This is a genomic window from Brevibacterium sp. LE-L, assembly GCF_050214925.1.
In the GTDB taxonomy this organism is placed as follows: Bacteria; Actinomycetota; Actinomycetes; order Actinomycetales; family Brevibacteriaceae; genus Brevibacterium.
The window spans coordinates 1,682,854-1,708,701 of sequence record NZ_CP189759.1 but is presented as its reverse complement, the minus strand read 5'-3'; the positions used below and the strand labels follow the sequence as shown (position 1 = coordinate 1,708,701).

At 66.6% G+C, this 25,848-nt stretch carries 23 protein-coding genes; 5 read left to right on the top strand and 18 right to left on the bottom strand.

Annotation, left to right across the window (positions count from 1 at the left end; genetic code table 11):
• Positions 1-20: 20 nt before the first annotated feature.
• From ACQE2J_RS07695 to rimP, 12 genes are all read right to left on the bottom strand, one after another.
• Entirely contained in the window at positions 21-2,243 is a 2,223-nt protein-coding gene (locus tag ACQE2J_RS07695; protein ID WP_135539382.1) for a polyribonucleotide nucleotidyltransferase, read from the bottom strand.
• 449 nt (positions 2,244-2,692) lie between these two features.
• Positions 2,693-2,962 carry a 30S ribosomal protein S15 gene (gene rpsO / locus ACQE2J_RS07690; RefSeq protein ID WP_135539384.1) on the bottom strand — a complete coding sequence of 90 codons (270 nt, stop codon included), beginning with the start codon at positions 2,960-2,962 and terminating at the stop codon, positions 2,693-2,695.
• A gap of 91 nt (positions 2,963-3,053) precedes the next feature.
• Positions 3,054-3,992, bottom strand: a complete 939-nt coding sequence (locus ACQE2J_RS07685) for a bifunctional riboflavin kinase/FAD synthetase (protein ID WP_135539385.1) — start codon at positions 3,990-3,992, stop codon at positions 3,054-3,056.
• Positions 3,993-4,158: 166 nt separating this feature from the next.
• The gene (locus ACQE2J_RS07680; RefSeq protein WP_135539387.1) at positions 4,159-4,530 is read right to left on the bottom strand and encodes a hypothetical protein; all 372 of its coding nucleotides are present in this window, start codon (positions 4,528-4,530) and stop codon (positions 4,159-4,161) included.
• A complete protein-coding gene (locus ACQE2J_RS07675) occupies positions 4,520-5,146 on the bottom strand; it encodes a hypothetical protein (RefSeq protein ID WP_135539389.1) in 627 nt (208 codons plus the stop codon). The genes ACQE2J_RS07680 and ACQE2J_RS07675 overlap by 11 nt, the downstream gene beginning before the upstream one ends.
• Positions 5,147-5,222: 76 nt before the next feature.
• Positions 5,223-6,161, bottom strand: a complete 939-nt coding sequence (truB, locus tag ACQE2J_RS07670; protein ID WP_135539391.1) for a tRNA pseudouridine(55) synthase TruB — start codon at positions 6,159-6,161, stop codon at positions 5,223-5,225.
• Positions 6,162-6,172: 11 nt separating this feature from the next.
• On the bottom strand, positions 6,173-7,033 hold the full coding sequence (locus ACQE2J_RS07665) for a ligand-binding protein SH3 (protein WP_135539393.1): 861 nt from the start codon (positions 7,031-7,033) through the stop codon (positions 6,173-6,175).
• A 119-nt stretch (positions 7,034-7,152) separates the two neighbouring features.
• The gene (gene rbfA, locus ACQE2J_RS07660) at positions 7,153-7,587 is read right to left on the bottom strand and encodes a 30S ribosome-binding factor RbfA (protein ID WP_135539395.1); all 435 of its coding nucleotides are present in this window, start codon (positions 7,585-7,587) and stop codon (positions 7,153-7,155) included.
• A 153-nt stretch (positions 7,588-7,740) separates the two neighbouring features.
• On the bottom strand, positions 7,741-10,677 hold the full coding sequence (gene infB / locus ACQE2J_RS07655; RefSeq protein ID WP_135539397.1) for a translation initiation factor IF-2: 2,937 nt from the start codon (positions 10,675-10,677) through the stop codon (positions 7,741-7,743).
• A 130-nt stretch (positions 10,678-10,807) separates the two neighbouring features.
• Positions 10,808-11,083: a YlxR family protein gene (locus ACQE2J_RS07650; protein WP_135539399.1), complete on the bottom strand. Its 276-nt coding sequence runs from the start codon at positions 11,081-11,083 to the stop codon at positions 10,808-10,810.
• A 117-nt stretch (positions 11,084-11,200) separates the two neighbouring features.
• Positions 11,201-12,163: a transcription termination factor NusA gene (gene nusA / locus ACQE2J_RS07645; RefSeq protein WP_135539401.1), complete on the bottom strand. Its 963-nt coding sequence runs from the start codon at positions 12,161-12,163 to the stop codon at positions 11,201-11,203.
• A 157-nt stretch (positions 12,164-12,320) separates the two neighbouring features.
• Positions 12,321-12,785: a ribosome maturation factor RimP gene (rimP, locus tag ACQE2J_RS07640; protein ID WP_135539403.1), complete on the bottom strand. Its 465-nt coding sequence runs from the start codon at positions 12,783-12,785 to the stop codon at positions 12,321-12,323.
• A gap of 197 nt (positions 12,786-12,982) precedes the next feature.
• On the opposite strand from rimP, the gene ACQE2J_RS07635 reads away from it, so the two are divergent.
• Entirely contained in the window at positions 12,983-13,987 is a 1,005-nt protein-coding gene (locus tag ACQE2J_RS07635; RefSeq protein WP_425118797.1) for a hypothetical protein, read from the top strand.
• Positions 13,984-15,003 carry an aminoglycoside phosphotransferase family protein gene (locus ACQE2J_RS07630; RefSeq protein ID WP_135539407.1) on the top strand — a complete coding sequence of 340 codons (1,020 nt, stop codon included), beginning with the start codon at positions 13,984-13,986 and terminating at the stop codon, positions 15,001-15,003. Before ACQE2J_RS07635 ends, ACQE2J_RS07630 begins: the two co-directional genes overlap by 4 nt.
• Before the next feature lie 51 nt (positions 15,004-15,054).
• On the opposite strand, the gene ACQE2J_RS07625 is transcribed toward ACQE2J_RS07630, so the two are convergent.
• Positions 15,055-15,879: a TSUP family transporter gene (locus ACQE2J_RS07625; protein WP_240689744.1), complete on the bottom strand. Its 825-nt coding sequence runs from the start codon at positions 15,877-15,879 to the stop codon at positions 15,055-15,057.
• Positions 15,880-15,888: 9 nt separating this feature from the next.
• A complete protein-coding gene (locus ACQE2J_RS07620) occupies positions 15,889-17,763 on the bottom strand; it encodes a proline--tRNA ligase (RefSeq protein ID WP_135539409.1) in 1,875 nt (624 codons plus the stop codon).
• A 242-nt stretch (positions 17,764-18,005) separates the two neighbouring features.
• Between ACQE2J_RS07620 and ACQE2J_RS07615 the strand changes: the two genes are divergently transcribed.
• Together ACQE2J_RS07615 and ACQE2J_RS07610 are read left to right on the top strand one after the other, a co-directional pair.
• Positions 18,006-18,752, top strand: a complete 747-nt coding sequence (locus ACQE2J_RS07615) for an NUDIX hydrolase (RefSeq protein ID WP_135539411.1) — start codon at positions 18,006-18,008, stop codon at positions 18,750-18,752.
• Positions 18,749-19,165: an RNA-binding S4 domain-containing protein gene (locus ACQE2J_RS07610; protein WP_135539413.1), complete on the top strand. Its 417-nt coding sequence runs from the start codon at positions 18,749-18,751 to the stop codon at positions 19,163-19,165. Before ACQE2J_RS07615 ends, ACQE2J_RS07610 begins: the two co-directional genes overlap by 4 nt.
• A 14-nt stretch (positions 19,166-19,179) precedes the next feature.
• On the opposite strand, the gene ACQE2J_RS07605 is transcribed toward ACQE2J_RS07610, so the two are convergent.
• Positions 19,180-20,061: a DUF4081 domain-containing GNAT family N-acetyltransferase gene (locus ACQE2J_RS07605; protein ID WP_240689746.1), complete on the bottom strand. Its 882-nt coding sequence runs from the start codon at positions 20,059-20,061 to the stop codon at positions 19,180-19,182.
• A gap of 89 nt (positions 20,062-20,150) precedes the next feature.
• Positions 20,151-21,302, bottom strand: coding sequence for a flavodoxin-dependent (E)-4-hydroxy-3-methylbut-2-enyl-diphosphate synthase (gene ispG, locus ACQE2J_RS07600; protein ID WP_135539415.1), 1,152 nt, complete (start codon positions 21,300-21,302; stop codon positions 20,151-20,153).
• A 236-nt stretch (positions 21,303-21,538) separates the two neighbouring features.
• On the opposite strand from ispG, the gene ACQE2J_RS07595 reads away from it, so the two are divergent.
• Entirely contained in the window at positions 21,539-22,978 is a 1,440-nt protein-coding gene (locus ACQE2J_RS07595) for a serine hydrolase domain-containing protein (protein ID WP_425118799.1), read from the top strand.
• 12 nt (positions 22,979-22,990) lie between these two features.
• Here the strand turns inward: ACQE2J_RS07595 and ACQE2J_RS07590 are convergent, their stop codons facing one another.
• Together ACQE2J_RS07590 and dxr are read right to left on the bottom strand one after the other, a co-directional pair.
• Entirely contained in the window at positions 22,991-24,499 is a 1,509-nt protein-coding gene (locus ACQE2J_RS07590; RefSeq protein WP_135539418.1) for a M50 family metallopeptidase, read from the bottom strand.
• The gene (gene dxr, locus ACQE2J_RS07585; RefSeq protein ID WP_135539420.1) at positions 24,496-25,788 is read right to left on the bottom strand and encodes a 1-deoxy-D-xylulose-5-phosphate reductoisomerase; all 1,293 of its coding nucleotides are present in this window, start codon (positions 25,786-25,788) and stop codon (positions 24,496-24,498) included. Before dxr ends, ACQE2J_RS07590 begins: the two co-directional genes overlap by 4 nt.
• Positions 25,789-25,848 lie beyond the last annotated feature (60 nt).

The following is a 25,848-nucleotide window of genomic DNA, read 5'->3' as shown; positions in this document are numbered from 1 at the left end:
GGTGTGTGAACTGTTGAGTATCAGTTGTCTGATCCCTCGTCGTCCGACTGCTCATCGTCATCGGAGACCGGAGCCAGCGAAAGCTTGCCGCGGTCGTCGATCTTCGTGATCTCGACCTGGACCTTCTGGCCGACACCGACGACGTCTTCGACGTCCTCGACGCGCTTGCCCTCATTGAGCTTACGCAGCTCCGAGATGTGCAGCAGACCGTCCTTGCCCGGCGTGAGGGAGACGAAGGCACCGAAGCTCATCGTCTTCACGACGGTTCCCAGGTAGCGTTCGCCGACCTCGGGCACCTGCGGGTTCGCGATCGCGTTGATCATCGAGCGGGCGGCCTCGGCAGCCGGTCCGTCGGTGGCACCGATGAGGACGGTTCCGTCGTCTTCGATGCTGATGTCGGCGCCCGTGTCCTCCTGGATCTGGTTGATCATCTTGCCCTTGGGCCCGATGACCTCACCGATCTTGTCGACGGGGATGTTCACGGAGATGATCCGCGGAGCCGTCGCAGCCATCTCGGCGGGAGTGTCGATGGCGTCGTTGATGACGCCGAGGATGACCATGCGGGCCTCGTGCGCCTGCTTCAGCGCTGCGGACAGCACCGAGGCGGGCAGACCGTCGAGCTTCGTGTCGAGCTGGATCGCGGTGACGAAGTCCGGGGTGCCGGCGACCTTGAAGTCCATATCGCCGAAGGCATCTTCAGCGCCGAGGATGTCGGTCAGCGCCGCGTATGCGGTCTGCTCACCCTGGTCGGTGGAGATGACGTCGGAGACCAATCCCATGGCGATGCCGGCGACAGGGGCCTTGAGCGGCACACCGGCCGAGAGCATGGCCAGGGTCGAGGCGCAGACCGAACCCATCGAGGTCGAACCGTTCGAACCGAGGGCCTCGGAGACCTCGCGGATGGCGTACGGGAAGTCCTCGCGACTGGGCAGGACCGGCACGAGCGCACGCTCGGCAAGGGCGCCGTGACCGATCTCGCGGCGCTTCGGGCTGCCCACACGGCCGGTCTCACCGGTCGAGTAGGGCGGGAAGTTGTAGTGGTGGATGTAGCGCTTCGACGTCACCGGCGACAGCGAGTCGATGTGCTGTTCGAGCTTGAGCATGTTGAGCGTGGTGACACCGAGGATCTGGGTCTCGCCGCGTTCGAACAGGGCCGAACCGTGGACGCGCGGGATGACGTTGGTCTCCGCGGTCAGCGGACGGATGTCCTTGAGTCCACGTCCGTCGATGCGGACCTGATCGGTGAGGATGCGCTTGCGCACGACCTGCTTGGTCAGAGCGTTGAGCGCGTTCGCGATCTCCTTCTCACGTCCGGCGAAGCGCTCCCCGAGCTTCTCGAAGAGCTCGTCGAGGAGGACGGCACCGGCGGCTTCGCGCTCCTGCTTGTCCGCGATCTGGAAGTTCTCGGTCTGCTTGGCCTCGGCGAGCTCGCGCACGGCCTCGTAGACATCGTCCTCGTAGTCGCGGAAGACGGGGAATTCGACGGTCGGCTTCGCGGCACGACCGGCGAGTTCGGACTGGGCGCGGCAGAGCTCGGCGATGAAGGGCTTGGCGGCGTCGAGGCCTTCGGCCACGACTTCCTCAGTGGGAGCCTGGGCGCCGGTTTTGATCTTGTCGATGACGTTGTCGGTGGCTTCGGCCTCGACCATCATGATGGCGACGTCGTCACCGACGACACGGCCCGCGACGACCATGTTGAACACGGCGTCTTCGAGCTGCGAGTGGTTCGGGAAGGCGACCCACTGACCGTCGATGAGCGCGATGCGCACAGCGCCGATGGGGCCGGAGAACGGCAGACCGGACAGCTGGGTCGACATCGAGGCGGCGTTGATCGCCAGGGCGTCGTAGAGGTGGTCGGGGTTGACCGACATCACGGTGACGACGACCTGGACCTCGTTGCGCAGGCCCTTGACGAAGGAGGGGCGCAGCGGGCGGTCGATGAGGCGGCAGGTGAGGATCGCGTCGGTCGAGGGGCGTCCCTCACGGCGGAAGAACGAGCCGGGGATGCGTCCGGCGGCGTACATGCGCTCTTCGACGTCGACGGTCAGGGGGAAGAAGTCGAAGCCCTCACGGGGGTGTTTGCCGGCTGCCGTAGCCGACAGCAGCATGGTGTCGTCGTCGAGGTAAGCGACGGCGGAACCGGCGGCCTGCTGGGCCAGACGCCCGGTTTCGAAGCGGATGGTGTGCGAACCGAAGCTGCCATTGTCGATATTGGCAACGGCGGATTCAGGGTTGAGTCCCACGTAGTCTCCTATGTTGTGCCGGTGCGCGGTGGCCCTCATCGATGTGAGGCCTGCAGCGCTCGAGGAATGGCCCTCGACGTATGAGGCATCGCTCTGCCTTGTGCAGCGCGAGGCCCCGCGTCCTGCCGGCGGGATATTGGCTGTGGACTCTCCATGGATCCAGGCCGGTCATCGATCGGGGCCCACGGAACCGGCGCTGCACACAGGTGAAAGCAGATGCAGACGCGCATTCCTCCGGAGGCCACTACCGAAGACCGAAACGTCCATGGCAAGAGTGTCCACGTCCGAGTCTACCGCAGAAGCACGAAACCGCCGAAGCACCGTTGCGAAGCGGCACGCACCGGGCCGGACCCGGCCGCGGAAGCACGAAAGCGCCCCACCGAGTGGTGGGACGCTTCCGAATCGATCGGTGAGAGAAGATCAGCGTGAGCTGATCGGCTCAGACCGAATCAGCGGCGCAGGCCGAGGCGCTTGATGAGCGAACGGTAACGCTCGATGTCGACCTTCTGCAGGTACTTGAGCATGCGGCGACGCTGACCAACGAGGAGCAGCAGGCCACGACGCGAGTGGTGGTCGTGCTTGTGATCCTTGAAGTGCTCGGTCAGATCGGTGATCCGGCGGGTCAGCAGTGCAACCTGAACCTCGGGAGAACCGGTGTCGCCCTCGTGAGTTGCATATTCCTTGATGATCTCTTGCTTCACAGCAGTGTCGAGAGCCATGGAGTTCTCCTTCGTATCGTTGCGCGGCGCGAAGACCTGAAATCCTCGCACTCTGGGACCGCGGCCGGTGAAAACGGCAGAGTTCAGCGTATCAGGTGTGCAGGACCTCGCGCACATCGGCGATGTCCTCATGCATCTGCACGATGAGGTCGTCCATCCCGGTGAACGCGACCTGGCCGCGGATGCGGGAGACGAATTCGAGAGTCATCTCACGGTCGTAGACGTCGAATTCGCCGAACTCCTTGTCGAGCACATAGGCCTCGACCCGACGCGTCTCACCGTGGAACGTCGGATTCGTGCCCACGGAGATCGCCGCCGGATACGCCTGACCCTCACCGGAGAACGTCGCCCATCCCGCGTAGACGCCATCGGCGGGCACGAGCCCTTCGGGGTCGGTCGAGAGGTTCGCGGTCGGGAACCCGAGGTCGCGGCCGCGCGCATCGCCGTGGACGACGGTGCCGTGCAGGGCGTGGTAGCGACCGAGCTGGTCGGCCACCTCGGCGACATCCCCGGCTGTGAGCTGTTCGCGGATGCGCGAGGACGAATATCGTCCCCCACGTCCGACTTCGTCGATCGTCTCGGTCCGGAACCCGTACTTCTCGCCGAGGCGGCGCAACGTGTCGATGGTGCCTTCGTTGTCGCGCCCGAAGCGGACATCGTCGCCGACGACGACGATCTTCGTGGCCAGGCCCTCGACGAAGTAGGTGCGGACGAACTCCTCGGCCGTCTGGGCGGCGAAATCGAGATCGTAGGGCTGGATGAGGAGGGCGTCGATGCCCGTCTCGGCGATGAGGTCGGCCCGCTGCCGGGTCGAGGTGATCATCACGGTCGGGTCGGCTGGACGGTGCACCGTGCGCGGATGCGGGTCGAAGGTCATCGCGATCGAGCGCAGTCCCTCTTGCCGAGCGAGGGCGGCGACGGTCTTGAGAACCGTCTGGTGCCCGCGGTGCACGCCGTCGAAGTTGCCGAGGGTGACGACGGTGCCGACAGCGTCGGCCTCGACTTCACCGAGTCCGTGATACAGCTCCACCAGACATTCGCTCCTTCCGTGCACCGATTCAGATTATCGCAGAGATCTCACGCCTCCTAACCCACACCTCGCCGAGGCGGCTCCACCCGATCTCGGGCGCGGACGAACCGGCGGAGGCGGGCGGGTCACGCCGGTCGGGCGATTACGGTCGTCTGCGCGTCTGCGCTCAGGCGATGATCGCCCAGCCGACGACCCCGACGAGGGAGGCGAAGGCGATCGAAACGAAGGTGCCGATGATGAACCGCTCCCCCGCTGCCGCCGAGGATTTGATCTCGGCGAAGCGACCGAGGCCCTTGACCGCGATGACCACGGCCATGAGTTCGGGACGGCCGAGGACGATGGCCCCGGCGATGAGGGCACGTTCGACGATGCCGACCCACAGTCCTCCGCGCAGGACTTCGACATCTTCGGCTCCGGTGCGCTCGGGTCTGCTTCCGGGACCCGAATGGGTCAGCCGCAGGAAGGCGGGGACGAGGGGCCAGCCGATGAGTGCAGCGACGAGTGCCGCGCCGACGGCGACGAGGACTTCAGTCCACATCGAATGCTCCTTCCGCCAGCTCGAGATGGTGACGGGCGAGTGTCTGGGCGCCGGCGACGATATCCGCGGTCCCGGGAGCGAGCACTCGCGACACGGCCTGCTGGGAGACGTCGAAGCGGGCGGCGATCTCGGCCTGAGTCGCCTCGGGGTGGTCGAGCCGGTAGTCGACGTAGCCGCGCGATTGTGCGCGCAGTTCGGCCAGTGTGCTCACGAGCAGGCGCAGGGCCGCCTCGGCGAGCGAACAATGGTCCGCCGTCGCGGACCTCTCCCCCGGGTCCTCCCCGGAGCGGACGACGAGGTGGGCGGGAGCGGATTTCGCGGCTTCGACGGCTTCTCGGGCGACGTAGAAGGCCGGGCCCCGGCCCGCGGCCGTCGCTTCGGGCAGCGGTTCGTCGACCTCGCCGATGCCGATGCCGATGTGCCAGCCGGTGCGGACCGCGAGTCGGCGCACCGCCTCGGCGACGGCGTTCGCATCCTCCAGGGCTCCCTGGACCTCATCGCCGATGGTGCGGGCGAAGGGCACGACGGTCGCAATGGGGGCCAGCACCGCGAGGACCTCGGGCACGGCGTCGGCGCTCGTGCGCGAATTCTGCTGGTCGATGGTCAAGACGAACATGGTTCCAGTACAGCAGACCCTCGGCCGCAATACAAGAGTTTCCATTGTATTGATCGAATACAATCTTTTAGGTTGTTCAGGCGAGGTCGATGGCGAAGGCAGTGACGGATTTGAGTCCTCCGTCCGCTCGCACCTCTGCCACGGAAACGAGCGTGTCCTCGCAGATCACGGACACTTCCGTGCCGGGGAGGGCGTCGGCGGCCGAGTCGCCGGCCCAGTCGCGGGAGGCGACGATCTTGCCCTGCATGAGCGCCGTGGCCCGGTCGCGCGTGACCGTGACGACGGGCAGAAGGGTGCGGGCCGCCTCGGCGAGGGGGATGAGCCCGGGAGCAGGGTCGTCGAGGTCCTCGGGCAGGGTCACGGCCTGGTCGAGCTCGAAGTCGCCGACGCGGATGCGGCGCAGAGCCGTGAGGTGGCCGTAGACGCCGAGGTCGGCGCCGACATCGCGAGCCAGGGCACGCACATAGGTGCCCGAGGAGCAGTCGATTTCGACATCGACGTCGATGTGCCCTTCGTCTGCCGCGAAGCGGATGTCGATGACCTCGAACGCGGAGACTTCGACCCGGCGGGCCTTGAGCTCGACGTTCTCACCGGCGCGGACGCGGGCATAGGAGCGTTTGCCGTCGACCTTGATCGCCGAGACGGCGCTGGGCACCTGGTCGATCGGGCCGCGCAGGGCTGCCACGGCGCCCTCGATGGCGGCGGCGTCGATGCGCGCGAGCGCTGCGGGCTCGGCGAAGCGGTCGGGTTCGGAGTCCGCGTCATCGGTCGGGGTCGACGCGCCCAGTCGGATCGTCGCGAAGTAGGTCTTCGAGACTCCGGTGATGTAGGTGAGCAGTTTGGTGCCGCGGCCGAGGCCGAGCACGAGCACACCGGTGGCCATGGGATCGAGCGTGCCGGCATGGCCGACCTTCTTCGTGCCGAACCAGCGCCGGATCCGCGAGACCACACCGTGGGAGCTCAGGCCCTGCGGCTTGTCGCAGACGAGGATGCCCTGTGGGGAACTATCGCTCACTGAGGCCGACTTCAGTTGAAGGAGGCGTGCACGTGGTCGAAGTGGTTGGCAGTCGTGCTGCCGCGGTCCTCCATGCCCTTCCAGCCCTGGCCGGGCATCCAGATGCGCTGCTTCCAGATGACGTACTTGACGTTGAGGCTGCCCTGGTTCTTGATCAGGTAGTCGGCGATGCGGTCACCCGTGGCGCCGCTGATCATGATGTCCACGGCTTCACCGGTGTTGTGGTCCGACCCGGTGCCGGGGCGACGGCCGCCGAAGGTCTTGACTTCGGGGAACTTCGCGCACACGGCACGGTATCCGTTGACGGCGTTGGGCAGCAGACCGGATTCGATCGACGATGACACGCTGCACGACGGGGCGGAGGTGTCGTCCGAGGTGCCTCCGCCCTCGGTGGACTTGTCCTTGGACGAGGAGTCGCTGCCGCTCTTGGTCGCCGCGGTCGAGGATTCGGCGGTCGGCTCCGGCTTCGGCGTCTTGACCTCGAGGGTGGACTTCGAAGACTTGTTCTTGTACTTCGGGTTGTCCTTGACCTTCTCGAGGTACTCTTCGCCGGCCTTCTTCCGCTGCGCGTCGATCTCGTCCTGGCTCACAGACGAGGGACTCGCCTGCTCAGGCGTGGTGCTGGCGGCTTCGCTGGTGACCTCGCCGGATTCCGGCGGGCCCATCACGACGGTCGAACCGACCACGGCCGCGGTCGCTGCGGCCGGAACGGCGATCGCGGCGACGACGGGACGCTGCTTGACGGTCGCCAGCACGGATGTCGCCGTCGACGGCGCAGTCGCTGCGCGTCGTCCCGCGGGGCGCCTGCCGGGAGTCAGGTCCCGGATGAGCTGCTTCGCGAACGACGGCTTCGGTGAAGAGTGCTTACCCAATGCAGAATTCCCTTAACAGAGTCGTGATCATTTCGTTACCCGAAGAAGTCTACGACATCTCGGAAACATAACAAAACTGTTACGACGACGTTTTCTGCATTCGTGACGAAGATCGCCGATCACTCGTCGTCGGCGCTCTCGCTCTTCTTGTACGGATCGGCGTCTCCCGCGTGCTCCGCGTTCTCAGCCAGATCGGCCACGCGGGCATCGTCGGCGGCGGCCTGAGCGAGCAGTCCATCGAGACGGGCGGCCGCCTCGGGGACGGCATCGGCGATGAACTCGAGGCTCGGGGTCAGACGGATCGTCAGCCCCTTGCCGACCTCGGAGCGGATGAAGCCCTTCGCGGATTCCAGCGCTTTGCCGGTGCCGATGAGGTCCTGGTCGTCACCGTAGACGGTGTAGAAGATGGTGGCGTGCTGCAGATCTCCGGTCACACGCACATCGGTGACGGTGACGAAGCCGAGGCGCGGATCCTTGAGCCGACGCTCGATCGTGCTGGCGACGATGACCTTGATCTGATCGGCGATCTTGCGAGCCCTGGTGGGGTCTGCCATAGTGCTGTCCTTCGTGGTTCGGGGCCGGAGCGTGTCTCCGGCCCTATCTTAGACGTGGAATCGAACCGGCTCCGGCCGGTCCCCTGTTCCAGGGGCCGACCGGAGCCAACGGTTGCGACTCACATCGTGAGCGTGCGACTCAGACTGGTCCGCTCAGTCGCGCGGCTTCTCCTGCATCTCGAAAGTCTCGATGATGTCTCCGACGCGCAGGTCGTTGAACTTGCCGAGTCCGATACCGCACTCGTAGCCCTCACGGACCTCGGTGGCATCGTCCTTGAACCGGCGCAGCGACTCGATGCTGACACTGTTGCCGATGACGACTCCGTCGCGAGTGACGCGTGCGGTCGAGTTCCTCTTGATGTGACCATCGCGGACGATCGAACCGGCGATGTTGCCGAACTTCGAGGACCGGAAGACCTCGCGGATCTCCGCGGTACCGGTCTGGACCTCTTCGTACTCGGGCTTGAGCATGCCCTTGAGCGAGCTCTCGATGTCGTCGATCGCCTGGTAGATGACCGAGTAGTAGCGGACGTCGACGCCTTCGCGGTCTGCCAGGTCGCGAGCCTTCGCTTCCGGACGGACGTTGAAGCCGATGACGATCGCGTTGTCGACCGTGGCCAGGTTGATGTCGTTCTCGGTGATCGCACCGACGCCGCGGTGGATGATCCGCAGATCGACTTCCTCGCCCACATCGATCTTGAGCAGCGAATCCTCGAGTGCTTCGACAGCACCGGAGACGTCGCCCTTGAGGATGAGGTTGAGCATGTCGACCTTGCCCTCGGCCAGCGCCTTCGTGAAGTCCTCGAGGCTGATGCGCTTGCGACCGCGGGCCTGAGCGGCATTGCGCTCGATGGCGTCGCGCTTCTCAGCGATCTGACGTGCGGTGCGGTCGTCATCGGTGGAGATGAACGAATCACCGGCACGCGGGACCGAGGACAGACCGAGGACCTGGACCGGACGGGAGGGACCGGCCTCCTCGACGAGGTTGCCGTTCTCATCGAACATCGCCCGCACACGTCCGTAGGCGGTGCCGCAGACGATGGCGTCGCCCTGGCGCAGGGTGCCGGACTCGACGAGCACGGTCGCAACCGCGCCGCGGCCCTTGTCGAGCTTGGCTTCGATCGCGATGCCGCGAGCGGACTTGTCGGGGTTGGCCCGCAGGTCCAGTGCCGCATCGGTGGTCAGGAGCACGGACTCGAGCAGCTGGTCGATGCCCTCACGCTTGAGCGCGGAGATCGGCACGAACATGGTCTCGCCGCCGTACTCTTCGGCCACGAGGTTGTACTCGGTCAGCTGCTGCATGACCTTGGCCGGGTTCGCCCCCTCCTTATCGACCTTGTTGACAGCCACGACGATCGGCACATTCGCCGCCTGAGCGTGATTGAGCGCTTCGATGGTCTGCGGCATGACACCGTCATCGGCGGCGACCACGAGGATCGCGAGGTCGGTCGACTTCGCACCGCGGGCACGCATGGCGGTGAACGCCTCGTGGCCCGGGGTGTCGAGGAAGGTGAGCTTGCGCTCCTGGCCCTCGTGGTCGACCTCGACCTGGTAGGCGCCGATGTGCTGGGTGATGCCGCCGGCTTCCCGTGCTGCCACATTGGCCGAGCGGATCGCGTCGAGCAGCTTGGTCTTACCGTGGTCGACGTGACCCATGACGGTGATGACCGGCGGACGAGCCTGGAGGTCTTCATCGTCTTCTTCGGCGGCTTCGGCATCGAGATCGATGTCGAAGGTCTCGAGCAGCTCACGGTCTTCGTCTTCGGGCGAGACGATCTCGATCTTGTAGCCGAGCTCCTCGCCGAGGATCTCGAAGGTCGCCTCGTCGAGGGACTGGGTGATCGTCGCCATCTCACCGAGGTGGAAGAGCACGGTCACGAGGTTCGTGGGATCCGTGTTGATCTTCTCGGCGAAGTCGGCCAGCGAGGAGCCGCGACGCAGACGCAGCGGCGTGTTGCCGTTTCCGCGCGGAACGGTGACGCCACCGACCGACGGAGCCTGCATCTGCTCGAGCTCTGCGCGCTTCGCCCGCTTCGACTTCCGTCCCTTCTGACGGGGACCGCCGCCGCGGCCGAATGCACCCTGGGTGCTTCCGCGACCGCGACCTGAACCGCGTCCGCCCGGACCGCCGGGACCGCGACGCGGACCGCCGCCGGGACCGCCTGCCGGAGCACCGGGACCGCCGCCGGGGGCATTGCCGCGTCCCCCGCCGCGACCGCGGCCGGGAGCGGGCTTGTTCAGTGCCGAGTTCTTCAGCATCGACGGGTTCGGGCGAGGTGCGCCCGGACGCGGTGCCGGACGCGGACCTGCCGCGGACTCCTCACCGGTGCCGCGCGGCTTCTGGCCGGGCTTCGGCATTCCCTGCGAGGGAGCAAACGGGTTGTTGCCGGGGCGTCCGCCCTGACCACCCTGACCGCCGGGACGGCCGCCGGGCTTCGGGCCGCGACCGGGCTTCGGCATTCCCTGCGAGGGAGCAAACGGGTTGTTGCCGGGGCGTGCCGATGACCGGCCCCCGGGCTTCGGCGCACCGGGCTTGGGCGCACCCGGCTTGGGGGCACCGGGCTTCGGCGCACCGGGCTTCGGCGCACCCGGCTTGGGTGCGGCAGCCGGCTTCGGTGCATCGGGCTTGGCGGAGGCGGAGCCTTCGGGCTTCGTCTCGGCCGCGGGAGCCTCGGCGGGAGTCTCTGCCTTCGGGGCAGCCGGAGCTGCGGGCTTGGCGCCCGGCTTGGCTGCCGGCTTCGACGCCGGCTTCGCTGCGGTCTCGTCCGCCTCAGCGGACTTGGACTTCTCCGGGGCCGGCTTGGCCGTCGACTTCGCGGCGGGCTTGGGTGCCGGCTTCGCACCGGGCTTCGGGGCTCCGGGCTTCGCCGCGGGCTTGGCAGCGGACTTCTTCGCGGCACCACCGGCAGACTTCTCGCCAGCGGCGGGTGCGGAATCGGCGAAGGCTTCCTTCACTCGGCGCACGACGGGCGCTTCGAGCGTCGAGGAAGCAGAGCGAACGAATTCGCCCATGTCCTGAAGCTTCTCAAGGACGTTTTTACTGGTTGTGCCGAGCTCTTTCGCGAGCTCATGGACACGGGGCTTTGCCACAGTTCTCCTGTCCGGGTTCTTTCCCGGTCAGGAAAGAACCTCATCAATGAAGAGCAGTACTCATTTCACTGCTCTCTCGATTTCCGTCTGGGTGTCATCGTGCGACACTCACAACTTGTCATCCATTCGGCTACCCGTTCTCTTTGGGTTCGGTGTCCGGCTTCGGGAGGTCCGAGGCCGTGATCTTCGTTCGAAAGGCTCGAGCGAAGGGGGCAGCGGTCCGTGCCTTGGTCAGGCACTTCTCGTCAGGGTGCACCCAGGCGCCGCGTCCCGGCAGTGTCGCTGACACGTCGTGGACGACGGCGGGGTGCTGATCGGGGCGGAAGACGAATCGCGTCAGCTCGCTCCGATCGGCCTTCTGCCGACAGGCGATGCACGTCCTTACGGGTCCATCGCCAACATTCACAATGAATGATTCTACAGCACCGACGCCACGGCGCGCGCCAAGGGGCCAGTGGTGAGGATCACTGCGGAAGGCTGTTCGCCTGCGGCGATGTCGACCGGTGGGCCGCCTCGGCGAGGATCAGTCGGCTGCGACGATGTCGATCTTCCAGCCGGTGAGCTTCGCGGCCAGGCGGGCGTTCTGCCCTTCCTTGCCGATGGCCAGTGAGAGCTGGTCGGTCGGTACGACGGCGCGGGATTCTTGGGCGGCTGCGTCGAGGATCTCGACACTTCTGGCCTTCGCCGGCGACAGCGCGTGGGCGATGAACTTCGCCGGATCGTCGGAGTAGTCGACGATGTCGATCTTCTCCTGGCCGAGCTCGTTCATGACTGCCCGCACACGGGATCCGAGCTCGCCGATGCACGAGCCCTTCGCGTTGACGCCGGGCTTCGTGGCGCGCACCGCGAGTTTCGTGCGATGGCCGGCCTCACGGGCCAGGGACACGATCTCGACGGTGCCGTCGGCGATCTCCGGGGCCTCATGGGCGAAGAGACGGCGCACGAGGTTCGGGTGGGTGCGGGAAACGGTGACCGAGGTGCCCTTCTGCCCCTTGTGGACGTCGGCGATGTAGACGCGCAGACGAGTGCCGTGGGTGTATTCCTCGCCGGGGACCTGTTCGTGCGGGGGCAGAACGGCCTCGACATCGCCGAGGTCGACCTGGACCATCTGCGGATCCCTGCCCTGCTGGATGGTACCCGAGGCGATCTCGCCCTCGCGGCCCTTGAACGTGCCGAGCACGGTTTCGTCCTCGACGTCGCGCAGGCGCTGGTAGATGACCTGCCTGGCGGTCTGGGCGGCAATGCGGCCGAAGCCGGTGGGGGTGTCGTCGAATTCGCCGATCGGGTTGTCGTCGTTGTCGAACTCAACAGCGAGAATGCGCACCTCACCGGAGGACTTGTCGAGCTCTGCGCGGGCGTCGGGCCACGCACCCTCGGTCTTCTGGTAGGCGAGGTAGAGAGCCTGTTCGATGAGTTCGACGAGGGTCTCCAGCGGAATCTCACGCTCTCGTTCGATCACGCGCAGAACATTGAGATCGATGTCCATATGCCTATGTCCTCTCCGGCTCACTCAAGCATTGCAGCTCACTCGAGCGTTGAATTGTCTGTGTTCACTTATGCAGGCGTAACAGTCTATCCCAGTCCGCGCCCGCACCGTATCAGCGAAGCCCCACGTTCGGCCGCGGCGGAACGTCAGTTCGACCTCAGCGGAACTTCAATTCCACCTGCGCCGTGCGGATGTCGTCGAGCGGCACCTGCTTCGTCTGCCTGTTCTGGGGGTTCGTTCCCGTGATCGAAGTCTCCCCCACCTCGGCGAGGTCGAGTTTGAAAGTGTCCTTCTTCGTCGTGATCTCCAGGCGGCGGCCGATCACGCGGCGGAAGTGACGCGGGGTCTCGAGCTTGCGTGTGGCACCGGGGCTGGTGACCTCGAGCTGGTAGGGCTTGTCTCGGAAGATCTCGACCTCGTCGAGGGCGGCGCCGACGATCTTCGTCGATTCGGCGATCTTCTCCATCGACATCGGATCCGTGCTCGACTCATCGAGGTCGACGACGACGGTGAGCGTGCGGCGGGGGCCTGCGGCGACGGCCTTGACGTTCTCCAGGTGGAATCCCGCGGATTCCAGGGGTGGGGCGAGCAGACCCTTGATCCGTTCGATGTCCTCGTCCATATCTCCTCCTCGTCACTGGACGGCCCACTCGCCGAGGCGGCGGCGTGGGTGCGGTGGCCCGTGCGCATGCCCGGTCGACCGTTTCACCCCACCCTAAGCGACACCCTCGCTCGACGTTAAGCATCCGATCCGCGGGGCGAGTTTCCGCCCGGACTGTGCGTCCGGGCCGGCCGGTGGGCATCCGATAGGATTGCCGTATGCGTTTTCCCGTCAGTCGCCGCGTCCTCCTGACTACCGGCGTCAGCGGAATGAGTCTGAGTCTACTCACGGCCTGTGGCCTGCGCATCGACTCCGACCCCGACATCCCCACCCTCGATTCCACGCAGCAGCTGCGCAACCGCATCGCACGCATCCTCGACGCCGCCTCCCCCGGCTCCGGTGACCCGGAAACCGCTGGTGAGGATCTTGCCGATTTCAAGACGGCGATCGGCCCCGAGTGGAACCCGCCGACGGAGTTCGCCACCGATCCTCCCCCGACGGAGGAATCACGCCCATTCGTCGACGCCGCCGAGGTCGTCCTCAAGGCCGTCTTCTCAGCGTCGTCGCCGCTCGGATCGGGCCTCATCCCCGTCCTGGCCGACGTCGCGACCGGGCTGGCACTGACGGCCGGGACGAAGCGGCCCGAGCTCATCGACACTGCCGATGACCTCATCCGCACCGGGCGTGAGGACATGTCCGACCGTGCGCAGCCGTCGGCAGCCGCCGAGGATGCCGAGGGCGGCGAGGATGGCGAGGGCAGCGAGGATGGTAACGGCAGCGGCGATTCCCCGTCCGGCGGTGCGGAGGATCGGCAGGCGATGTTCAACGCGATCCTCAATCAGTCGCGGGCGGCGGCCTACGGCTACGAACGCCTGGCCGTGAATTTCCCGGTCAAGTCCTCTCAACGCATGAGGGCGCTGGCCCGGCTCGAGTCCCTGGGGGCCCTGTCCGGGGAGATGCTCGAACTCCTCGGCGAGAAGCAGGCGGACCCGAACGCCTCGGCGTGGAAACTCGAGCCCACCCCCACGGATGCCGAGTCGGCGAAGGAGCTCGCCCTCAATCTCGAAGACGGCGTGGCCGCCTCGGTGCTGCCGTGGTTGGACGGTGACGCCTCGGCGATCCTGCGGTTGTGGGAATCGGCGCGGGCACGCACGGTCTTCGCCGCACCGCAGCCGCTGCGTTTTTCCTACGACGATCCGGGACGGGCGGAGGCGACGAAGTGAGGGTTCCACCTGTTCTCTACCGGTCCACTCGCGACATCATCGGCGAGTTCCGCACCGATGCCTGGGTCGCGGCGCTCGATTTCATGGCCACTGAGCTCCTCGATCGGTGGAAGCTGCGCTTCGACGATGTGCCCGGCTCCCCGTGGGCCGGCTGCGAATCGCTGGTCATTCCGGTGCTCACTCAGGAGAACTATCAGGGTGTGCTGCGGTTCGCGGCCCCCACCTCGGCGCATACCGCCGCGCATGCGCAGGTGCTGCGCGCGTTGAAGATGTGGAACGGGCACGGCGCCGTGCGGGTCATCCGCGATGATCGCAGCTTCCGCGTGACCCTGCAGGAGCGGCTGCGCACGAAGGACAATCTCTCGGTGCTGCCCTTGGCCGATGTGCCTCCCGTGTGGGGTGCCCTGCAGCGGTCTCTGGAGATTCCGGCGGCGGCGGAGTTCCTGCGCGTCCAGGACGTCGTCGGCGGGTGGCTGAACAGCTTCGATGCCGATGCCGGGCTGCTCACCGGGTGGTCGGAGGCGGGTCCGAATGATCGGCTGCTGCTGTCGTTCGCCCGCAATTGGATGCAGACCTTGGCCTCCTCGGATGAGAACTGGCTCATCCACGCCGACCTGCACTACTACAACATCCTTGCCGGCAATCCGGATCCGACGGGCATTTCGACGTGGAAGGCCATCGACCCGCAGCCTCTGGCCGGGCCGACCGCCTATACCTTGGCCCCGGTGCTGTGGAATCGTCTGGCTGAGATCCCATCGAACCATCCGCAGGCGCAGGCGGCGTGGCTGCGCGGTTTCGCCACGGACCTGGCCCTGTGCGCGCGCATCGACCCGCAGTACGGGATGGGCGCGACCGTGGCCCGCGAGATCACGAACATGTTCTGGTATCTGCGCTCGGCCTCCGAGGGGTCGACGTCGAGCCTGGCCGATGCGGCGCGTTCCCTGTGGGTCGCCCGCGCCCTGTCCGGCGCCGACGTGGCCGGAGTCAACGCCCACGCCCTCAAACCCATCGGCTAATTGCTACGTGACGGCGGCCCAGCAACCTCGCGCGAGGTTGCTGGGCCGCCGTCAGGTAGCAAGGGGTGGGTGGATGAGGGTGGTCAGGATGTCGAAGCCGAGTTTGAGGATCATCGCGGAGACCACGACGACGAAGATGACGCGGACGAACCCGGACCCCTTCTTCAGCGCGGTCCGAGCCCCGAAGATGCCGCCGGCGACGTTTCCGACCGCCACGACCATTCCGAGCAGCCACACCACCTGACCATCGGGGACGAAGTAGACGAGCGCACCGAAGTTCGTCGCCCAGTTGATGACCTTGGCCGTGGCCGAGGCCTGCAGGAACGAGAACCCGATGACCGAGACGAAGGCGATGACGAGGAACGATCCCGTCCCCGGCCCGAGCACCCCGTCATAGACGCCGATGACGAGCCCGATGAGCCATGACAGCGCATGGTGCCGCTTCGACGTCTCCCCGAACCGCAGGCTCGCATCCGCGCCGAGGCTGGGGTTCAGCAGCGTGAACAGTCCGACCCCGATCAGAGCGAGCAGGATGATCGGCGTGAACAATGCGGAGGGAACCAGGGTCGCAAGCTTCGCCCCGAGCACAGCGCCGAGGAACGCCGAGGCAGCCGCCGGGATCGTCGCCGACCGATCCGGGGTGATCTTGCGCAGATACGTGATCGCCGAGGCGGTCGTGCCCGCGATCGACCCGATCTTGTTCGTCGCGACCGCCTGGACCGGGGTCATCCCCGGGACGAGCAGCAGCGCGGGCAGCTGGATGAGTCCACCCCCGCCGACGACCGCATCGATCCACCCGGCCAGGACTCCTGCGGCGAGCAGCCACAGGACCATGGCCACGGTGACATCGATGCCGCCGGTGAGCGCTTCGAACACCGAGGAGGCTCAGTCGTTCGCGTCGGCGGTGTCGGACGCGTCCGCGCCGTCGGCAGCCACCGCCGCATCGGCTGCATCGTTCGCCTTCGCATATGCTGCGCGCACTCGTGCCACGGTCGACGGCACCACCTCGGCGACGGGGACATCGCCCTTGCCGTCACCGAGACGGTCGCGGACCTCGACGACACCGTCGGCCAGCCCCCGTCCGACGACGATGACCGTGGGGATGCCGATGAGTTCGGCATCGGCGAACTTGAAGCCCGGTGAGACCTTGTTGCGGTCGTCGAGCAGGACGCTGACACCTTCGGCTTCGAGCTCGGCGGTCATGGTCTCGGCCGCTTCGGCGATCTCGTCGCCCTTGCCGGCGACGACGATGTGGACATCGGCCGGGGCCAGATGCTGGGGCCACAGCAGGCCGTTCTCCGAGTGGTACTCCTCGGCGATGCAGGCCATGACGCGGGTGACGCCGAGCCCGTAGGAGCCCATCGTCACGGTCTGCGCCTTCCCGTTCTGGTCAAGCACCTTGAGGTCGAGGGCTTCGGCGTACTTGCGGCCGAGCTTGAAGATCTGACCGATCTCAACGCCGCGAGCCAGTTCCAGGGGTCCCGAACCGTCCGGTGCGGGGTCGCCGAGAACCACCTGGGCGGCTTCGATCGTGCCGTCGGCGGTGAAGTCACGACCGGCGACGAGGTCGAAGACGTGACGTCCGGGTTCGTTGGCTCCGGTGATCCAGCGCGTGCCGTCGACGACACGGGGGTCGAGCAGGTAGCGGATCTTCGAGGGCGATTCGAGACCGAGCACGGGGTCGGCCAGGTCGTTGCCGGGCCCGATGTAGCCCTTGACGAGTTCCGGGTGGGCGGCAAGATCCTCGGCGGTGGCGGCCTCGAGGCCGACCTCGCCGTTGCCGAGCATTCCGGTGCCGGCGGCCCGGTCGAGGTCGACTTCGCGATCACCGGGCAGGCCGATGACGATGATCTCGCGCGTGCCGTCGGGATGGGTGACGGCACAGACGACGTTCTTCAGTGTGTCTGCGGCCGTCCACTCGCGGTCGGCGCGCGGATGCTGAGCGTTCGCGGCGGCGACGAGGGTTTCGATCGTCGGGGTGTCCGGGGTGTCCTCGACGTGGGCGGCAGGAGATTGAGCGTACGGAATCGCCTCGGGAACGATCGAGGTCACGGCCTCGACGTTCGCGGCGTACCCGCCGGGCGAGCGCACGAAGGTGTCCTCGCCGACCTCGGAGGGGTAGATGAACTCTTCGGTGCCGGAGCCGCCCATCGCGCCCGGGGTCGCCTTGACGGGCAGGCAAGGCAGGCCGAGGCGAGCGAAGGCCCGCAGGTAGGCCACGCGCATGGCCTCATAGGAGGCGTCGAGTCCGGCATCGTCGATGTCGAAGGAGTAGGCGTCCTTCATGATGAATTCGCGTCCGCGCAGCAGTCCTGCCCGGGGCCGGGCCTCGTCGCGGTACTTCGTCTGGATCTGGTAGATCGACAGCGGCAGGTCCTTGTACGAGGAGTAGAGATCCTTGACGAGGAGGGTGAAGACCTCCTCGTGGGTGGGCGCGAGGATGTAGTCGTTGTCCCGACGGTCCTTGAGGTGGAAGAGGTCGGGTCCGAAGGCTTCCCAACGGCCCGAGGTCTTGTACGGGTCGGCCGGCAGCAGGCCGGGGAAATGGACTTCCTGGGAGCCGGCGCGCGCCATCTCTTCGCGCACGATGGCCTCGATCTTGCCGAGTACGGCCAGACCCAGCGGCAGCCACGTGTAGATCCCCGGGGCGGACCTGCGGATGTATCCGGCGCGGTGCAGCAGTTTGTGGCTGGCCACCTCGGCGCCGACCGGGTCCTCCTTCTGGGTTCGCACGAACAGGGACGACATGCGCAGGGCCATGGGTGATTCTCCTCAACTTGTCAGGACTCTGCTCGAACACTATCGCACGCGGGCGAGGGTCAGGGAATCGGCGCGGAACAAACGGCGGGGGCAGGATTTCGCTCACCGGTGAGAGAGGATTCGTCACCCGGCAGAAGAGAATTAGACTGGTGCGTGCTGCACGGAAGTCCAGCACCACGCGAGACCTCCGGTCTCCTCGCCGACCACCTGCACCGACGACGAATTCGAACGATACGAAGAGCATGCCTGATCCGAGTCAACTCACGCAGTTCCCGCGGCCCTCGGTCGCGGTCGACACCGCGGTCCTCTGCCCCGTGCCCGGCCGCGGCCTGCATGTTCTCATGACCCATCCCGGGGATGGGGTCTGGCAGCTGCCCGGGTCGATCCTGCGTCCGCAGGAACGGCTCGCCGAGGCGGTCGCCCGGTGCCTGCGCGAGAAGGCCCGGCTGGTCGACCGGGCACCGGTGCAGCTGCACGTGTTCGATCAGCCCGACCGTGACGATCGCGGGTGGGTGATCTCCGTGGCTCACCTCGATGTGCTCTCGGCCGCCGACGTCGGCCTCGCCGAGGATGATCATCCCCACCCCGCCGCCGAGGAGGCTGCGCGGGATTCCGATTACGCCGACTCCCCCGCCCACCGCCGCAGACTCGTGCCCGTGCACGAGGTCGAGGAGCTCAGTGAGGAGCATCGGGAGATCGTGCGCGTGGCCGTGCACCGGCTGCGGGCGCTGCACGAACGGACTCCGGATCCCTTCGGTCTGCTCGAAAGCGAGTTCTCGCTGCGGCAGCTGCGCGAACTCCACGAGGTTGTGGCCGGGGAGAGTCTGCAGGCCGATACGTTCCGGCGCACCATGCTGCCGCTGCTCGATCCCACCGGTCAGGCCGTGACTCAGGGGCGGGGCCGTCCCGCCCAGACGTTCACCCGCCGCTCCGAGCTGGCCCTGCGGGCCGACTCTCGCAGCCAGGAGCCCGAAGGACACCGGCGATGACCGAGATCAACCGTGATGCGGCAAAGCACATGCGCGTCGACGTGTGGCTGTGGACGACGCGGATGTTCAAGACCCGCAATCTCGCCACTCAGGCCTGCCGAGGCGGGCATGTGCAGGTCGACGGTCAGCGGGTCAAAGCCGCACAGAAGGTGACGATCGGCCAAGAGGTGCGGGTGCGCAAGGCCGGGTCCGAATTCACCTGGAAGATCACCGGCTTCATCCCGACCCGGATGCAGGCGTCCGTCGCAGTCAAGTGCTACGAAGATCTCACTCCCCCGCCGGACCCGGCTCTGCGCGGGTTCGTGCCCCGTCGCGACAAAGGGCTGGGACGTCCGACGAAGAAGGACCGTCGGGAGATGGAGAAGTTCTTAGGCGACATGGCCAAGCCCCAGTCCCGCAACCGCCGCGACTGAGGTTTACCACCCGATCAGTACATGACGGTGGCGAAGGTGCCGACCTGGTCGAAGCCGACGCGGGCGTACATCCGCAGCGCGGACTCGTTGTAGTCATTGGCATACAGGCTCACCGTGGAATGGCCCTTGTCGCGCGTGCGTTGGACGACGGCGGCCATCCCGGCCGCCCCGAGCCCCTGGTTGCGCACCTCAGGGTGGACCCACACGCCTTGGACCTGGACGATGCGGCGGGCCCGAATGCCGATATCGGCTTTGAACAGCACCTGCTCGTCCTGTTCCGTCGCCGGCCATCGGGGCACGGCTCCGCCGTCGGGCAGAGTGGTCGAGATCCGGGCGTAGCAGTTCTTGCTGCGGATGATGCCGCGCACCCGAGACAGGTAACCGGCGGTGCCGTCTTCGACGGGTGAGAATCCGACCTCTTTGGTGAACATGTCGACGCTGGCGGGAAACACCGCGCCGAGGTCATCGAGGGTCACCCGGTGAACGTGTTCGTCCGGGGTCACGAGCGGATCCGAACTGATCGCCAGCAGCGGCTGGCGCTGCCTGACGCCTCGCGGTCGACCCCAGTTCAGCCGCGACTGCAGGTCGAGGATGACGGTGCGCTCACCGATGAGCGAACAGGAGACGCGGCCATCGGCATTGAGTTTGCGTGCCAGCACCTCGTTCGTCTCCGGCGTCGCCGCGACCGGGATGATGTTCCCGCCCACCCAGTAGGCGGCCACCGGCCGGTCGCGGTCGAAGACCCCATAGAGAGTCCCGGCGGGCGAACCGAGTCGGGCGGTGCCGGTGACTTCGAGCAGGGAGATGAGGTAGACGTTCTGGCAGGGATTGCGGGCGAGCAGGTCTGTCAGCCACTGCGTATGCTGATGCTCCAGTCGCGCGATTCTCAGCACCATCTGCCCGTGCACTCTTCCCTGACGCTGTCCGTGGCCGTCACGAAGGAGGCGGCCCGGATGATGAACGTGTTCGACTCAAGGTATCGCACTCACCCGACGACGACCGCAGGCGGGCCCGATGAGTCCCCGGTGGCATCCTCGGCGATCCGGTTGGCCTCCTCGATGAGCGTCTGGACGATCTCGGATTCGGGCACGGTCTTGATGACCTCCCCCTTGACGAAGATCTGGCCCTTGCCGTTTCCGCTGGCGACTCCGAGGTCGGCGTCGCGGGCTTCACCGGGGCCGTTGACCACGCAGCCCATGACCGCCACGCGCAGCGGCACTTCCATGCCTTCGAGCCCGGCGGTGACCTCCTCGGCGAGGGTGTACACGTCGACCTGAGCCCGACCGCACGAAGGGCAGGAGACGATCTCGAGCCGGCGCGGGCGCAGGTTGAGCGATTCGAGGATCTGGTTGCCGACCTTGACCTCTTCGGCCGGAGGCGCGGACAGGGAGACGCGGATCGTGTCGCCGATGCCCTCGGCGAGCAGGTGGCCGAAGGCGGTCGCGGACTTGATGGTGCCCTGGAAGGCGGGTCCTGCCTCGGTCACACCCAAGTGCAGCGGCCAGTCCCCGCGTTCGGCGAGCAGTTCGTAGGCACGGACCATGATCACCGGGTCGTGGTGCTTGACGGAGATCTTGAAGTCATAGAACCCGTGCTCTTCGAACAGGGAGGCTTCCCACAGCGCGGATTCGACGAGTGCTTCCGGGGTGGCCTTGCCGTACTTGTCCATGAGTCGCCTGTCCAGGGAACCGGCGTTGACGCCGATGCGGATGGACACTCCGGCGTCGGCGGCGGCCTTCGAGATCTCACGCACCTGATCGTCGAACTTCCGGATGTTGCCCGGGTTGACGCGCACTCCCGCACATCCGGCGTCGATCGCGGCGAAGACGTACTTGGGTTGGAAGTGGATGTCGGCGATGACAGGGATCTGGGACTTCCCGGCGATGATCGGCAGGGCCGCGGCATCCTCGGCCGTCGGGCAGGCGACACGCACGATGTCGCAGCCGGCTGCGGTGAGTTCGGCGATCTGCTGCAGGGTCGCGTTGATGTCGGTCGTCGGCGTCGTCGTCATCGACTGCACGCTCACCGGGGATTCGGATCCGACCCCGACCTTGCCGACCTGGATCTGCCGGGTCTTCCGCCGGGGCTGAAGCACGGGAGGTGGAGCGGCGGGCATTCCGAGATTCACCGATGTCACGAAGACGATCCCTTCCGTCTGGCTGGTGACCAGCGACGATGATGGTGCCGACGCCGAGGTGGCGCCTCGCTGCGGCCGGATTGTTCGAACCACGTCCATTGTAGGACCTCTGGGCGAGTCCCGGTCGCGCGTTCGAAGGTCGATTCCGTCCCAGCCGCCCCTTCCGGTCTGCCGCCCGACCGGTAGTGTGACAGTGACCTGTCAGAACTGTGCCGGAAATGTGAAGGAGCGGACCCGTGAGCGAAGGCGCATACCCCGAACCCGACATCGAGGCGATGACCGCCTCCCTGGATGCGGAGGCGAGCGCGCTGGCCGATCAGGGTGGATCCCTGGCTTGGGGGATCTTTCGCCGAGGCGGCCCCGCACGAGCCGTCAACGCCGACGTTCCGTACCGGATCGCGTCGATGACGAAGTCCTTCACCGCCGGCGCCATCGGTCTCCTCGCCGCGGACGGCCTCGACCTCGACCGGCCGTTCGGTCGGCTTGTGCCCGAACTGGCCGGCACGGCGATCGCCGACCGCACCTGCCGGCAGGCTCTGACCATGGGCACCGGGTTCACGAAGGACGATCCGTGGGCCGACCGGATGGAGCCGATGGCCCCGGACGAGCTGATCGCCTGGCTGCGCCGCGGCGCGATCGCCACAGCGCCCGCCGACACCGGTTACGAGTATTCGAACCTCGGCTATGCGGTGCTCGGCATGGTCGCCGAGGCGGTCACCGGACGCCCCTTCACCGAACTCGTGAGCGCGGAAGTCTTCAATTCCCTGAGACTCACGCGCACCGGTTTCGACCACACCGACTTCCCGGACCTGACACCGGGATTCCGAGTCGATGCCGACGGCGGTCTTCACCCGGCCGAGCTCACCGGGCCCGGGGTCTTCTCCCCCATCGGCGGCGTGATCTCCACGGTGGGCGACATCGGCACGTGGATGGCGGCCCACCTCGACGCGCTCGACGACCTCGATGCGGAGCCCGGAACGCTTCCGCACATTCTCACCGGCAATCAGCAGGGCCGACGGCTCATCGAGACCCAGCGCAGCGAGCACCATACGGAGACCCTGGTCTACGGGTATGGCCTGGAGACCCGGCTGGATTCGCGCTTCGGGCGAGTGGTCTGCCATTCGGGCGGCTATCCCGGCTACGGCTCGCACATGCGCTGGTTCCCCGACCTGGGGTTGAGCATCGTCGTGCTCGGCAACACCACGTACTACCCGGCTCAGCGCAGTGTTCAGAACGCCGTCGACGCCGGTTGGGCGGCAGCCATTGGGAGGCCGGGCCTGGCTCTTGACCGCAGCTCCACCTCGGCGCCGGTGCCCCGCTATGAGGCGAAGTCCGCACAGATTCAGACGGTCTTGGACGCGGCGAACCTCGTCACGCAATTCGACGACACGATCGCCGATGAGCTGTTCTCGATGAACATGGACCTCGACGAACCCCGGGACGAACGACGGGAGCGCTTCACAAGGTGGCGGGCGACCAAGCAGGTCACGGCCCCGTTCACCGAAGCGGACCTGACCATGGTCTCCCCGCTGCGCGGAGTGGTCACGGTGCCGGGCAACGGGACAGCGACGGGCACCAGCGATGCAGCAGCGACGGATGCACCGGATCAGACGGTGACGATCACGGTCGGGCTCAACCACCTCGGTGAGGTGCAGGCGATCACCCTGAGCGCCTGAGGCCCTGCACCCCTATCCGCCGGCGTTGAAGATCGCGTCGAGGGTGATGGGTTTGACGAGGTCGACGTAGATGAGCAGCGCCGTCATGCACAGCATGAGTCCGATGCACACGTAGGTCAGCGGCAGCAGCTTCGCCGTGTCGAAGGGTCCGACCAGTCCGCGACCGCGCAACCGATTGATGCGGCGGCGAGCGCCTTCGTAGAGGCCGACGGCGATGTGTCCGCCGTCGAGCGGCAGCAGCGGGATCATGTTGAACGCGAAGAGGAAGATGTTGACCGAGCCGAGCATGCCCAGACCCATCTGCGCCTTGTCCATGACGTCGATGCGGTCGGTGGACACGATCTCACCCGCGATGCGGCCGACGCCGACCATGCCGACGAGCCCTTCGGCGTCGCGGTCCTTCGACCCGACCGCGACCTCGCCGATGTCGACGAGCTTGACCGGCAGGGTGACGATCGCGTGGAAGACTCCCGAGACCTGGTCCCAGACGGCTCCGGGGAATTCGCCGAGCGGCAGAGGCTGGCGATCGAACACGGGTCCGATGCCGAGGAAGCCCTGGCTCTCGGTCTGCGGGGTGCCGTCGGCGTTCATCAGCGCATTGCCGGAGTCATCGACCTTCGGACGTTCAGTCGCGATGATCGGCACCGTCACCGACGCTGCCTTTCCGTCGCGGATGTAGTCAACGTCAACGCGCTCACCGGCATGGTCTTTGATGACTGCAGACAATTGGTCCCAGTCCTTCGTCTCGACACCGGCGATCGCTGTGATCTCATCGCCGGGTTCGATCCCGGCCTCCCAGGCGGGGGTGAGCTGGTCATCGGCACGGCACGTGTTCTGCTCCGACGCGGGACGCTGCTGAGCCTCGGAGGCCGGCACCGCGCATTCGACGACGGTCTGCACCGTCGTCGTCGGCGTCATCACGCCGATGCCCAGCAGCGAGATCGCCATGATGAGGATGCCGAGGACGAGGTTGACGAAGGGTCCGGCGAACATGACAACGAGCCGCCTTGGCACGCTCAGCGCGTAGAACGTCCGGTGCTCTTCCCCCGGCTCGATCTCCTGATTCGAAAATTCCCGGGCATCAGCCATCGTGTTCTCAAACAGGCGACCCTTCCGCCGATTCCGACGTGGTGAGTCACCGTCGAGAGGCTCGCTCCGATGAAGGTCGGAATCACCCTCGCCGAGGTGGCCCGCCGTTGCCGTGACTTCACCGTCCGTCCCCGTGCCGCTGTCGACCGCAGCCACAGCACCGACCCGGTCGACGCGCTGCGTCGTTGCTTCGGCAGGCGGGTACATGCCAGGCATCGCGATGAACCCGCCGAGCGGGAACGCTTTGATGCCGTATTCGGTCTCTCCCCTGCGGAAGGAGAACAGGGTCGGGCCGAACCCAACCATGTAGTGGGTGACCTTGACCCCGAACTTCTTCGCCGGGGTGAGGTGGCCGAGTTCGTGCAAGGCGATGGAGATCGAGATGCCGATGAGGAAGAGGATGATCCCGACGATGTAGAGCACAACGGTCATGCGCGGCCCCCGTTCCCTGCAGAGTCGTGCGCGGAATTCCGGGCAGAATCGCGTGCGGAGTCGCGCGCAGGCTTCTGGGCCGCCTTCTGTTCTGCGACGTCGGTGTGGGCGAACTCGCGGGCCCAAGCATCGGCTGCGAGCACGGTGTCCACGGTGTGTGCGGCGGCCGGTTCGTGCGCGGCCAGGGCTCGGGCGAGGCCTTTGTCGATTCCTGTGAACGGAATGTCACCGGCGATGAACGCTGCTACGAACACCTCGTTGGCGGCGTTGAGCACCGCCGGATAGCTGCGTCCCTTCCGCCCGGCATCGATGGACAGGCCGAGTGCCGGGAACGCGAGATGGTTGACGGGTTCGAACGACCAGTGCATGGGCTGGCCCCAGTTGTTCGCCACCGCGCCCGAGGACAGACGTTTCGTCGTTCCATCGTCCTCAGTGCCCAGGGCGTAGGAGATGGGCAGTCGCATGTCCGGCGGGGAGATCTGCGCGATCGTCGAGGCGTCGCTGAATTCGACCATCGAGTGGATGTGGGACTGCGGGTGGACGACGACTTCGATGTGGTCGAAGTCGATGTCGAAGAGCAGATGGGCTTCGATGACTTCGAGGCCCTTGTTGACCAGAGTCGCGGAGTTGATGGTGATCATCGACCCCATCGACCATGTGGGATGGTTGAGCGCCTGTGCCGGGCTGACACGGCGCAGGGCATCGCGAGTCATGCCGCGGAAGGGCCCGCCCGAGGCGGTGATGATGAGTTTGCTGACCTCACCGTGGGTGCCGGCGCGCAGTGCCTGCGCGATCGCCGAATGCTCGCTGTCGACGGGAATGAGCCGGGCACCGGTGGCACGGGCGGCGTCGAGGACGATGGAGCCGCCGATGATGAGGGATTCCTTGTTCGCCAGAGCCACATCGGTGCCCTGGGCGAGGGCGGCCAGGGTCGTGCCCAGGCCGGCGGCACCGGTGATCGCGTTGAGGATCATATCCGCGTCCAGGCCCGCAACCGCCTCGGCGGCGGTGTCGCCGAGGTGGATGACCTCGACGGGATCGGCGATTCCTCGCTGCGCGGCCATCTCAGACAGGCGCGCACGCACTTCGGCCTCTCCCCCGGCCGGTGGGGTCGTGAGCCCGATGACGGGAACGCCGAAGGTCAGCGCCTGGTCGGCCAGCAGATCGAGTTGGGATCCGGCGGCGAGGCCGACGATCCGATGCTCGTCCCGATGTCCACGGAGAACATCGAGGGCCTGGGTGCCGACCGAACCGGTGGAGCCGACTACAATGAAGCTACGTTTACTCACGCCAACCGATGATGCCAAAGTTCTCTGGGAAATGACTCGACACGACCCCGCGTGGCAGCT